This is a genomic window from Pseudoflavonifractor capillosus (assembly GCF_016902575.1).
GTDB classification, from domain to species: Bacteria; Bacillota; Clostridia; order Oscillospirales; family Oscillospiraceae; genus Enterenecus; species Enterenecus capillosus_A.
In genome coordinates this window covers 1-11,705 of sequence record NZ_JACSNZ010000056.1, presented here as the reverse complement: position 1 = coordinate 11,705, position 11,705 = coordinate 1, and the positions used below count along the sequence as shown (strand labels likewise).

The following is an 11,705-nucleotide window of genomic DNA, read 5'->3' as shown; positions in this document are numbered from 1 at the left end:
TTGGCAGACCGCACTCTTATTGTATCAAAAGGAGTTTTTTCTTCATATGGAACGCTAAAGCTTTTTTTGAACTCCCCGGCACAGCCGGGGGTTTTCATTAGACAAAAAAAGGACGCAGCCGGTGGCTGCGTCCTTTTGCGCTTGGGAAGTAAATTACTGAGCGTACAGCTCGATGAGCTTCTGCAGGTGCTCCCAGCGCTCCATAGCGGCCTTCTCGTTCTTCTCGAACAGATCCTTGGCGCGCTCGGGGAAGGAGCGGGTGAGGGAGGAGTAGCGAGCCTCGTTCATCAGGAACTCCTGATAGCCGCCAGCGGGAGCCTTGGAGTCCAGGGTGAAGGGGTTCTTGCCCTCTTCCTTCAGGGTGGGATTGTAGCGGAACAGGTTCCAGTAGCCGCAATCCACAGCACGCTTCATCTCAGCCTGGCAGTTGGTCATGCCGCCCTTGATGGAGTGCATCTCGCAGGGAGCATAGCCGATGATGAGGGAGGGGCCGTGATAGGCCTCGGCCTCACGGATGGCAGCCAGAGTCTGGTTGGGGTTGGCGCCCATGGCAACCTGAGCCACGTAGACGTAGCCGTACTGCATGGCGATCTCAGACAGGCTCTTCTTGCCCACGGTCTTACCGGCAGCGGCGAACTGAGCCACCTGGCCGATGTTGGTGGACTTGGAAGCCTGTCCGCCGGTGTTGGAGTACACCTCAGTGTCGAAGACGAAGACGTTGACATCCTCGCCGGAAGCCAGGACGTGGTCCAGACCGCCGTAACCGATGTCGTAAGCCCAGCCGTCGCCGCCGAAGATCCACACGGACTTCTTCACCAGCAGGTCGGACATCTCCACGACCTGACGGCAAGCGTCGCAGTCGCAGGACTTAGCCAGCTCCAGCAGCTTGGCGGAAGGCTCCTTGGAACCCTCGCCCTCGTCACGCTTGGCCAGCCACTCAGCGGCAGCAGCCTTCAGCTCGTCGCTGGCGCAGTCAGCGCAGGTCAGACCGGTGACGACCTCAACCAGCTTCTCACGACGCTGCTTGACACCAACCAGCATGCCCAGGCCGTGCTCGGCGTTGTCCTCGAACAGGGAGTTGGCCCAAGCGGGACCCTTGCCCTCGGCGTTGGTGCAGTAGGGAGAGGTAGCAGCGGGGCCGCCCCAGATGGAGGAACAACCGGTGGCGTTGGACACATACATACGGTCGCCGCAGACCTGGGTGACCAGGCGGGCATAGGAGGTCTCGGCACAGCCAGCGCAGGAGCCAGAGAACTCCAGCAGGGGCTGCTTGAACTGGCTGTCCTTGACGTTGGCCACGGACTCCATGTCCTTCTTGGGAGCAACCTTGGCAACCATGTAGTCGAAGGCGGGCTGCTTGGTCAGCATCTGCTCCATGGGCACCATGGTCAGGCTCTTGGTGGGACACACGCCCACGCACACGGCGCAGCCCATACAATCCAGAGCGGACACGGCCAGGGAGTACTTGTACACGCCCTTGCCCTTGCCGGCCTTGATGTCCACAATCTGAGCACCGGCGGGGGCAGCAGCGGCCTCCTCCTCGGTCAGAGCGAAGGGACGGATGGTGGCGTGGGGGCAGACGTAGGAGCACTGGTTACACTGCACACAGGTAGCCTCGTTCCAGGCGGGCACGGTGACGGCCACGCCGCGCTTCTCGTAGGCGGAAGCGCCCTGCTGGAAGGTACCGTCCACGCAGTCCACGAACTTGGACACGGGCAGGGAGTCGCCGTCCATCTTGTTGACGGGCTCCATGATGTTCTCCACCTGAGCCACCAGCTCGGCCTTACCCTCGTAGTTGTGGGCGGCGGGAGCGTCCTCAGCGGTAGCCCAGTCGGCGGGCACGTCCACCTTGACGAAAGCGGTGGCGCCCAGGTCGATGGCCTTGTGGTTCATGTCGACCACGTCCTGGCCCTTCTTCAGGTAGGACTTGGTGGCAGCTTCCTTCATGTAGCGGATGCCGTCCTCCTGGGGCATGACGTTGGCCAGAGCGAAGAAGGCGGACTGGAGAATGGTGTTGGTGCGCTTGCCCATACCGATCTCGATGGCCAGGTCGATGGCGTTGATCATGTACAGCTGGATGTTGTTCTGAGCGATGTAGCGCTTGGAAGCGGCATCCAGGTGATGGTTCAGCTCGTCGAAGTTCCACTGGCAGTTGACCAGGAACACGCCGCCGGGCTTAACGTCACGGACGATGGGGAAGCCCTTGGTGATGTAGCTGGGCACGTGGCAGGCCACGAAGTCAGCCTTGTTGATGTAGTAGGGGCTGCGGATGGCCTTGTCGCCGAAGCGCAGATGGGAAATGGTCACGCCGCCGGTCTTCTTAGAATCGTACTGGAAGTAAGCCTGCACGTTCTTGTCGGTGTGGTCGCCGATGATCTTGATGGAGTTCTTGTTGGCGCCCACGGTACCGTCGCCGCCCAGACCCCAGAACTTGCACTCGATGGTGCCCTCGGCAGCGGTGTTGGGAGAGGGCTTCTCCTCCAGAGACAGGTGAGTGACGTCGTCCTTGATGCCCAGAGTGAACAGACGCTTGGGCTCAGCCTTGGTCATCTCCTCATACACAGCGAAGACGCTGGCGGGGGGAGTGTCCTTGGAGCCCAGGCCGTAACGACCGCCGATGACACGGATGTCGGTGCGGCCGGCGTTGGCCAGAGCGGTCACCACGTCCAGGTACAGAGGCTCGCCCTGAGCGCCGGGCTCCTTGGTGCGGTCCAGCACAGCGATCTCCTTGCAGGTGGCGGGGATGGCAGCCAGCAGCTTGTCGGCACGGAAAGGACGATACAGACGCACCTTCACCAGACCAACCTTCTCGCCGTGAGCGTTCAGGTAGTCGATGACTTCCTCGGCCACGTCGCAGATGGAGCCCATAGCCACGATGACACGGTCAGCATCGGCAGCGCCGTAGTAGTTGAACAGCTGGTAGTTGGTGCCCAGCTTCTCGTTGACCTTGCCCATGTACTCCTCGACGATCTCGGGGACAGCATCATAGTAGGCGTTGGAGGCCTCACGGTGCTGGAAGAAGATGTCGCCGTTCTCGTGAGAACCACGCATCACGGGGTGATCGGGGTTGAGGGCGCGGGCACGGAAAGCGGCCACAGCGTCCATATCGCACATCTCAGCCAGGTCCTCGTAATCCCACACGGCCACCTTCTGGATCTCGTGAGAGGTACGGAAGCCGTCGAAGAAGTTGATGAAGGGGACACGGCTCTTCAGGGTAGCCAGGTGAGCCACAGCAGCCAGGTCCATAACCTCCTGGGGGTTGGACTCACACAGCATGGCAAAGCCGGTCTGGCGGCAGGCCATAACGTCGGAGTGATCGCCAAAGATGTTCAGAGCATGGCTGGCCACAGTACGGGCGGAGACATGGAACACGGTGGGCAGCAGCTCACCGGCAATCTTGTACATGTTGGGGATCATCAGCAGCAGACCCTGGGATGCGGTGTAGGTGGTGGTCAGGGCGCCAGCGGCCAGAGAGCCGTGGACGGTACCGGCAGCACCAGCCTCGGACTGCATCTCCACAACCTTCACGGTCTGGCCGAAGATGTTCTTCCGGCCAGCAGCGGCCCACTGATCCACATTGTCAGCCATGGGGCTGGACGGAGTGATGGGGTAAATACCCGCAACCTCTGTGAATGCGTAGGACACGTGAGCGGCAGCGGTGTTGCCGTCCATAGTTTTGAACTTACGTGCCATTTTCGTTTCCTCCTTTTGTTTCTCAGCAAAGAGCTGAGACATCCAAATTCCGAATACACCTCAGTCTACCACATTTCCCCTATAAATTCAATGAATAATTCCATTTTTTCTTGTAAATTCTCACACACCGTCTCACCTGGCCTCCGCCAATGAGAATAAGACACCTTGCGCCGAACAAACCCCCGTGGTATGATAGATAAAAAAGAATTTACGTTACTTTTTTCACAAGGAGGTTTTGCCCTCTATGGTGTGTAATCTGCTCTCCCTGGGTCTTCACGGCACCTACGGCTATCCGGTGACGGCAGAGTGTGCCCTCTCCAGTGGTCTGCCTGCCTTTGATGTGGTGGGTCTGCCCGATACAGCGGTGAAAGAATCCCGGGAACGAGTGCGCTCGGCCATTCGCTCCAGCGGCTATGACTTCCCTGTCTCCCGCATTACGGTGAATCTGGCCCCCGCTGACCGCAAGAAGATGGGCACCGTGTACGACCTGCCCATTTTGCTGGGCATTCTCTCCGCCAGCGGCCAGCTGCCTTTGAAGGGATACGCCGACGCCGCCTTCCTGGGTGAGCTGTCCCTGTCCGGGGCCTTGCGTCCGGTGTCCGGGGTGCTGCCCATGGCCTTGGCTGCGGTACGCTGCGGCATCCGCAGGCTGTTTGTCCCCGCCGACAATGCCCCCGAGGCCACCCTGGCCCAGGGGCTGGAGGTGTACGGGGTGGAATCGGTGTCCCAGCTGTGCGCTCACCTGCGCAAAGAGTCCCTCATCTCCCCTGCCCAGCCCTGGACCCCACCGGAGACCCTGCCCACCGGGCCGGACTTTGCCGACGTGAAGGGTCAGGAGGGGGCTAAGCGGGCTCTGGAAGTGGCCGCCGCCGGGGGACACCATATTTTGATGACCGGCAGCCCCGGGGCAGGTAAGTCCATGATGGCCAAGCGCCTGCCCTCCATCCTTCCCGACCTGACCCGGGAGGAGGCCCTGGCCTGCACCGAGATCTACTCGGTGATGGGCCTGACCTCCAAGGAGCACCCCATGGTGCTCCGCCGCCCCTTCCGTGCCCCCCACCACACCATTTCACCGGTGGGCATGGCCGGGGGCAGCGCCAGCCTGCGCCCCGGCGAGATCTCCCTGGCCCACAACGGGGTGTTGTTTCTGGATGAGCTGCCCGAGTTTCACGCCGACGTGCTGGAGGTGCTGCGCCAGCCCTTGGAGGACGGCAAGACCCAGATCACCCGAGCCTCCGGCTCGGTGACCTATCCCAGCCGGTTTATGCTGGTGTGCGCCATGAATCCCTGCAAATGCGGCTGGTACGGCCACCCCTCGGGGCGGTGTACCTGTTCCGAGCAGGCGGTGCGGCGCTACCAAAGCCGTATCTCTGGGCCTATGCTGGATCGCATCGACATCTGTGTGGACGTTCCCGCTCTGGAGTATGACGAGCTGGTGGGCCGGGCCGCTCCCGCTGAGTCCTCGGCGGAGATTCGGGCCAGGGTCAACGCCGCCCGTGCCATTCAAATTGCCCGTTTCGGGCCCAACGGCCCCGCCTGCAACGCCCATATGGGGCCCCAGGAGTTGAAAGCCTATTGCCAGCTGGATGATGCCTGTGAGGCCATGATCCGGAGGGCCTATGAGAAACTGGGGCTGACCGCCCGCAGCTATGACCGCATTCTCCGGGTGGCCCGCACCGTGGCAGACCTGGACGGGGCGGAAAATATTCAGCCCCACCACCTGGCCGAGGCGCTCCAGTACCGCCCCCCTGAGCAGCTTCAGGCATAATCATGGAGAAATCACCAAAGACCCGCCTCGCACTTCTGCCGCCCCGCAGGCGGCATGGATCCGGGCCAGTGATGATATAGATATGATATATACCATATAATTAGGTGAAAGGAAGATTCATGATGGCTCAACGAAAGGCAAGTTCCGCAAAAAAACAGCGGGCTGCAAGAAAGCCCGCCGCCCCGAAAAAAGTCCCCACCGCAGTGGCTCCCGCTCCTGTGGCTGCGTCTATGCCTGCGGCCAAGCAGGCGGAAGTGCCCCAGCAGGCAGCTGCCCCCGCCGTGGAGAAGGCCGCCCCCGTGGCTGTACCCAAGGAGCCTACCCCCAAGCAGGCTCAGTCCCCCAAGGCCCAACCCGCTCCCGTGGCGGAGAAGAAAGCGGCCCCTGCTGCTGAAAAAAAGGCCGAGCCTGCGGCGGAGAAAAAGGCTGCTCCTGTGGTGGAGAAAAAGCCCGAGCCTGTGGCCGAGAAAAAGGCTGCTCCTGCTGCTGAAAAAAAGGCCGAGCCTGCGGCGGAGAAAAAGGCTGCTCCTGTGGTGGAGAAAAAGCCTGAGCCTGTGGCGGAGAAGAAAGCCGCTCCTGCTGCCGAAAAAAAGGCCGAGCCTGTGGCGGAGAAGAAAGCCGCTCCCATGGCGGAGAAAAAGCCCGCAGCAAAAAAGACTACCACCCCGAAAGCCAAGAAAACCACCGCCAAAGCCAAGCCCGCCCCCGTTGTGGAAGAAACTGCACCCGTTGCCGAAGAAACCACCCCCGTTGTGGAGGAAACTGCATCTGTTGTGGAGGAGGCCACGCCTATGTTTGATATGTCTCAGCTGCCCCGGAGAAGCATCGCATTCATTGGTTCCGAATGTCATCCCTTTGTCAAGACCGGCGGTCTTGGGGACGTGATGTACGCCCTGCCCCGCCAGCTGGCCCGTCTCAACTGTGACGTGCGGGTGATTCTGCCCCGCTACGCCTGCATCCCCCAGAAGTACCAGGACCAGATGGTATACCGGGGTGAATTTTACATGGATCTGGGCAACACCGGCCGCAACTACTATGTGGGCATCATGGAGTACATCTGCGACGGTGTGGTGTACGACTTCATCGACAACCAGGAGTTCTTCTCCTCGGGCAACCCCTACACCAACCTGGTGGACGACATTCCCAAGTACTGTTTCTTCAGCAAGGCCGCTCTGGCTGCTCTGAACTACATGAACTGGATCCCCGACATCGTCCACTGCCACGACTGGCAGGCAGGTCTGGTGCCCGTGTACCTGCGCACCCTGTTCAAGGACTCTCCCGTGGGCCACGCCCGCTCCATCCTCACCATCCACAACCTGCGCTTCCAGGGCATTTACAACATCCCCACCATCCGCTACTGGTCTGGCCTGCCCAACGAGGTGTTCCAGATGGGGGCTTTGAAGGATGGCTATCAGGATGCCAACATGCTCAAGGGCGGCATCGCCTACGCCGACCGTGTCACCACCGTCAGCGGCACCTACGCCGGTGAGATCCAGACCGCTGAGTACGGGGAGCACTTGGATGGCCACCTGCGCTACCACAGCGGCAAACTCCGTGGTATTGTCAACGGCATTGACTACGATATGTGGAACCCCGCCACCGACCCCGCCCTGGCGGAGAATTACGACCTGGGCAACGTGCTGGAGCACAAGATGGCCAACAAGCTGGCCCTGCAGCGGGAGCTGGGGCTGGAGCAGGACGAGGGCAAGTTCGTCATTGGCCTCATCTCCCGGCTCACCAACCAGAAGGGCCTGGATCTGGTCAGTGCTGTCATCCCCCAGGTGCTGGACGGCAACACCCAGGTGGTGGTGCTGGGCACCGGCGACAAGGAGTATGAGGACACCTTCCGCTACTATGAGAACGCCCACCGGGGCACCTTCTGCGCCTGCATCCAGTACGATGAGGCCCGGGCCCATCGCATCTACGCCGGTGCCGATGCCCTGCTGGTGCCCTCCCGCTTTGAGCCCTGCGGCCTGACCCAGCTCAACGCCATGCACTACGGCACCCTGCCCATCGTCCGGGAGACCGGCGGGCTCAAGGACACCGTGGAGCCCTACAACAGCTTCTCCGGCGGCGGCAACGGCTTCACCTTTGATCGGTATGACGCAGGTCTGCTGCTGGATGCCATCAACCGGGCCAAGACCGAGTACTTCACCAACCGCTACCACTGGGACGAGGTGGTGCAGCGGGACATGGCCAAGGACGTGTCTTGGGAGAACTCCGCCCGGCAGTACAAGGATCTGTATCTGGAACTGACCCAGTGGTAAATCGCCCAAAAACCACCGCCGCAACCGCCAGTTGACACATTTCCAGCTCCTCTTGGTGGCAGGCAACCGGAAGATCTGCTATCATTCAGCCATCAAAAGCCGATGGGAGGCACAACGATGATATTGGCCGACAAGATCATGAATCTGAGAAAGAAAGCCGGATGGTCTCAAGAGGAGCTGGCAAACCAGCTGGGGGTGTCCCGGCAGGCAGTGTCCAAGTGGGAGAGCGGCAGCTCCATCCCTGACCTGGACAAAATCCTGCGGCTCAGCCAGCTGTTTGATGTGAGTACCGACTACCTATTGCGGGACGAGATGGAGCCCGAGCTACCCCAAGGGGAGCCGGAGCCCGCCCCCATTTTGGATGTCCCCCAGCCCCCGGTGCAGCGCATCACCCTGGAGCAGGCCAACACCTATCTGGATACCGCAAAGGCAGTGGCCAGCAAAATCGCCCTGGGGGTAGCCCTGTGCATCCTCTCCCCCGCCCCCCTCATCTACCTGGGCGGTCTGTCCAGTGAGGAGGGCCGGTTCACCTTGTCCGAGCCTCTGGCAGGCGGCGTAGGCCTGACCGTGATGCTGGTGATGGTGGCCGCCGCCGTGGCACTGTTTCTCTTCTTTGGCAGCCGCCTGTCCCCCTATGAGCATTTGGACAGTCAGCCTGTGGAGCTGGCCTACGGGGTGGACGGGGTGGTAAAAAAGCGCCAAGAGCAATACCAGCCCACCCACCTGATGCTGCTGGTGGTGGGTATCACCCTGTGCATCCTCAGCCTGGTGCCCCTGATGGTGGGGGCAGCCATCAATGAGGACGGCATGGCCGTCATCACAGGTCTGGTGCTCATGTTCGTATTTGTGGCTGTGGGGGTGTTCCTGCTGGTGCGCACCTGTATCATCGCCGGCAGCTTTCAGCGCCTGCTGGAGACCGGGGACTACACCCGGGCGCACAAGCAGGAGGAAAACAGCCCCCTGGCCACCATCTACTGGGGCCTGGTGCTGGCCGTCTACCTGGGCTGGAGCTTTTGGACCATGGATTGGGGGCGCACCTGGCTGGTGTGGCCGGTGGCAGCGGTGCTGTATGCCCCGGTGCGCACAGTGGCAGGGCTGCTGACAAAGAAATGACAAATTAAGCCCAAGGGCAGGAGAAATCATCCATTTCTCCCGCCCTTGGACTGTTCTCACTTCTTATTACCGTGTTCTGCGGAGCTAACCAGGCTGGAAAACCTGCACACACAGCCCCCTTGAGCAGACAAAAAAATCCCTGACCGATTGGTCAGGGATTTTTTGTGCTGGAAATTAGATGAGGCTGAGCACCATGGTGAGCACCAGGAACACGATGGCCACCCACTTGGTCATCTTGGCCATGCGGGCATCAGCGGTCTTGGCCTTGTTCTTGGACAGGAAGGTGTCAGCGGCGCCGGAGATGGCACCAGACAGACCAGCGCTCTTGCCGGACTGGAGCATCACGATGGCGATGAGGGCCAGAGCCACCACAAAATAGATGATAGAAACAATCAGCACGGGAGTGGACATGGAATTCAATCCTTTCGGTCACAGTCTAAAAATGGGCGCAAATGCCCTTACAAGTATTGTCTATGATACCACACCCTGCATGGGATTGCAAGGGGTTTTCGCATTTCTCCCCGCCCCCTGGAGCCGCAGATGCCCCACCAGGGTCACGCATCCCGTCACCAGCAGCACAAAGTAGCAGCTCACTGTCCGGGTGAGGATCATGGCAGGAGCCACCAGCCCCGGGCCGAACACCGCCAGGAAGGTGCGCAAAAACACCCCTTCCGCCGCTCCGGCAGAGCCGGGCAGGGGCAAAAATCCCACCGCCACGGTGCACAGCACCTGGAGTGCGGCCACCTCTAACAGCCCCATGCCGGACAGGCCAAAGGAGCGGTACACCAGGTAGGGCACCAGGTAGGAGCAGCCCAGCTGGACCCCGCTGAGCGCCACCACTGCCACCAACACCAGGGGATTGCGGGCAATGACCCTTGCACCCCGGCGGTACTGCTCCAACACTCCCTCCAGCTTGTCCTCCAACTCGGCCCGATCCAGACGCCTCACCAGGCGGCAGGCCAGGGCAATGCCCCACACCCCCAGCCGTCGGGCGGGGCCGGGCAGAAAGAGCAGCAGAATCATAGCCGCATTGAGACCTACGAATATAGACAGCCCCACCCCAATGAGCAGCCCCACCTGGCCGCCCAACTGTTCCAGCAGGTGGCGACCAAAGTACAAAGCGGCCAGGGCATAGCCCACCACCGCTGTATGGTAGCCAATGCTCACCAGCAGCATATCCATGGCGCCAGACACCACCGGTACCCCGTCCCGGCTCATGTAGTACACCTGGGCGGGCTGACCGCCGGTGGCAGAAGGGGTTACATTGCTGAAAAAGAACCCGGTACACGAGTAAAAATAGCACCTGCGCCAGGGGCGGGCGCAGCCCAAAGCCCCCAGCACCAGCCGGGTGGCTGTGGCCTCACAGGCGATGAACGCCCCCATCACCGGCAGAGCCAGCAGCAAAACGCCCCAGTTGGCCCGGGCTATGGCCCCTGCCAGCTCTCCGGGAGACTGCTGTCCCAAGATGGTGTAGGCGGTACCCACCAGCAGCAGGGCCATGACCCCAAACCACACCAGTTGTTTTTTGCTGGTCAACTTCATCCGTCCACCTTCTCTCCCGCCAGCTGCTCTACCAGCGCACACACCGCTGCCCGGCACATGGTGTCTGCCACCCGCTCCATGGCAGAGCGCATCTCATCCAGCCCCGCCTGGTGGTACAACGTACTCTCAATGGCATACAGGCAGGCGTCTTCCTCCTTATCCGCCAGGCGAGCCATACCGGCATCCAGCAAAAACCGGGCGTTCTCCCGCTCCTGCTCCAAAAAGGGCGCCCACACCAGCATGGGCAGGCGGCTGGCAATGGCCTCAAAGACGGTGATGCCACCAGGCTTGGACAGCATCAGGTGGGCCCGAGCCATATACTGATCCACCTGGGTGGTGAAACCCACCACCTCAATATTCTGGTACTTCCCGTGAAGGCGATGATACAGCTTCTCGTTGCGTCCGGTGAGGATGGTCACGTGGACGTTGGGCAGGGCATCCAGCTGTTGATAGAACCGGTCACCCCGGGGCATCAGGCCCAGACCGCCCCCCATGATCAGCAGCTCCCGCTTGTCTGTGTGAGGATTGCCCTGGGTGAACTGCGTCCCCACCGGGATGCCGGAGACGAAGATGCGTTCCTCCTCCACACCTTTGGCCGCCAGCCCCCGGCGCACCTCTTGAGAGGCCACCAAATAGCCATCGGTCTCGGGGTGGATCCACTCACTGTGGCTTGTCACGTCGGTAATGCAGGTCACCAGAGGCACTTGTCCCCCTTCCCGCTTGTAGCGGGCCACCACCGAGGAGCACACCGGGTGGGTGGACACCACCACGTCCGCACCTTCGCTCCACAAAAGCTCCTCCAGGTGCTCCACCCACTGCCCCGCCAGGGGCATCTCCCCCTCCACGTTGCGGGTCAGGCGGTGAAAAAGATTGTACAAGCCGCCGCCGTACTTCACCAGCCACCCAAAGGCCCGGTAGAGGGCGGGAGCCAGCTCGGGCATGGCATAATTGAAAAAGTCCACGGTCTTTACCTGGTGCCCATCCAACTCCAGCTGCTGCTGCAATGCCTGGGAGGCAGACCAGTGTCCCATACCAAATTTTCCGGTCAAAATCAGGACCTTCATTGCGTAAATCTCCTTTGGTCTTGTTGATCCTATTTTAACCATATCATAGCAGACGCATTTTAGATTTTGGCGTTGCCGGGGTTAAGGTTTCCTTAAGGTGTGGTAAATTCTTGGAAAAGTTTGTCCCATTCTATCCATTCTATGGATTCCGGCGGGGCATCCTGGCAGCACACCGAGGCCCACCACCCCGGCCCCTCATAGCTTTTGTGGGGACAGGGGGGCGGCAGGGGTGGTGGGCCTCGGTGTGCTGCCAGGATG

At 61.0% G+C, this 11,705-nt stretch carries 7 protein-coding genes; 3 read left to right on the top strand and 4 right to left on the bottom strand.

Going from position 1 to position 11,705, the window contains the following annotated elements:
* Positions 1-153: 153 nt before the first annotated feature.
* The gene (gene nifJ / locus H9X86_RS10915; RefSeq protein ID WP_204901553.1) at positions 154-3,693 is read right to left on the bottom strand and encodes a pyruvate:ferredoxin (flavodoxin) oxidoreductase; all 3,540 of its coding nucleotides are present in this window, start codon (positions 3,691-3,693) and stop codon (positions 154-156) included.
* 244 nt (positions 3,694-3,937) lie between these two features.
* On the opposite strand from nifJ, the gene H9X86_RS10910 reads away from it, so the two are divergent.
* From H9X86_RS10910 to H9X86_RS10900, 3 genes are all read left to right on the top strand, one after another.
* Positions 3,938-5,461 (top strand): YifB family Mg chelatase-like AAA ATPase, encoded by a 1,524-nt coding sequence (locus H9X86_RS10910; protein WP_204901552.1) that lies wholly within the window; start codon positions 3,938-3,940, stop codon positions 5,459-5,461.
* An 800-nt stretch (positions 5,462-6,261) separates the two neighbouring features.
* A complete protein-coding gene (locus H9X86_RS10905; RefSeq protein ID WP_430736102.1) occupies positions 6,262-7,728 on the top strand; it encodes a glycogen synthase in 1,467 nt (488 codons plus the stop codon).
* A 117-nt stretch (positions 7,729-7,845) separates the two neighbouring features.
* Positions 7,846-8,841, top strand: coding sequence for a helix-turn-helix domain-containing protein (locus H9X86_RS10900; RefSeq protein WP_204901551.1), 996 nt, complete (start codon positions 7,846-7,848; stop codon positions 8,839-8,841).
* A gap of 174 nt (positions 8,842-9,015) precedes the next feature.
* On the opposite strand, the gene secG is transcribed toward H9X86_RS10900, so the two are convergent.
* From secG to H9X86_RS10885, 3 genes are read right to left on the bottom strand one after another with little or no spacing between them, the layout of a single operon-like run.
* Complete coding sequence (gene secG / locus H9X86_RS10895) at positions 9,016-9,252, bottom strand: preprotein translocase subunit SecG (RefSeq protein ID WP_204901550.1); 237 nt, start codon at positions 9,250-9,252, stop codon at positions 9,016-9,018.
* A 60-nt stretch (positions 9,253-9,312) separates the two neighbouring features.
* Positions 9,313-10,383 carry a lysylphosphatidylglycerol synthase transmembrane domain-containing protein gene (locus tag H9X86_RS10890; RefSeq protein ID WP_204901549.1) on the bottom strand — a complete coding sequence of 357 codons (1,071 nt, stop codon included), beginning with the start codon at positions 10,381-10,383 and terminating at the stop codon, positions 9,313-9,315.
* The gene (locus H9X86_RS10885) at positions 10,380-11,447 is read right to left on the bottom strand and encodes an MGDG synthase family glycosyltransferase (RefSeq protein WP_204901548.1); all 1,068 of its coding nucleotides are present in this window, start codon (positions 11,445-11,447) and stop codon (positions 10,380-10,382) included. Before H9X86_RS10885 ends, H9X86_RS10890 begins: the two co-directional genes overlap by 4 nt.
* Positions 11,448-11,705 lie beyond the last annotated feature (258 nt).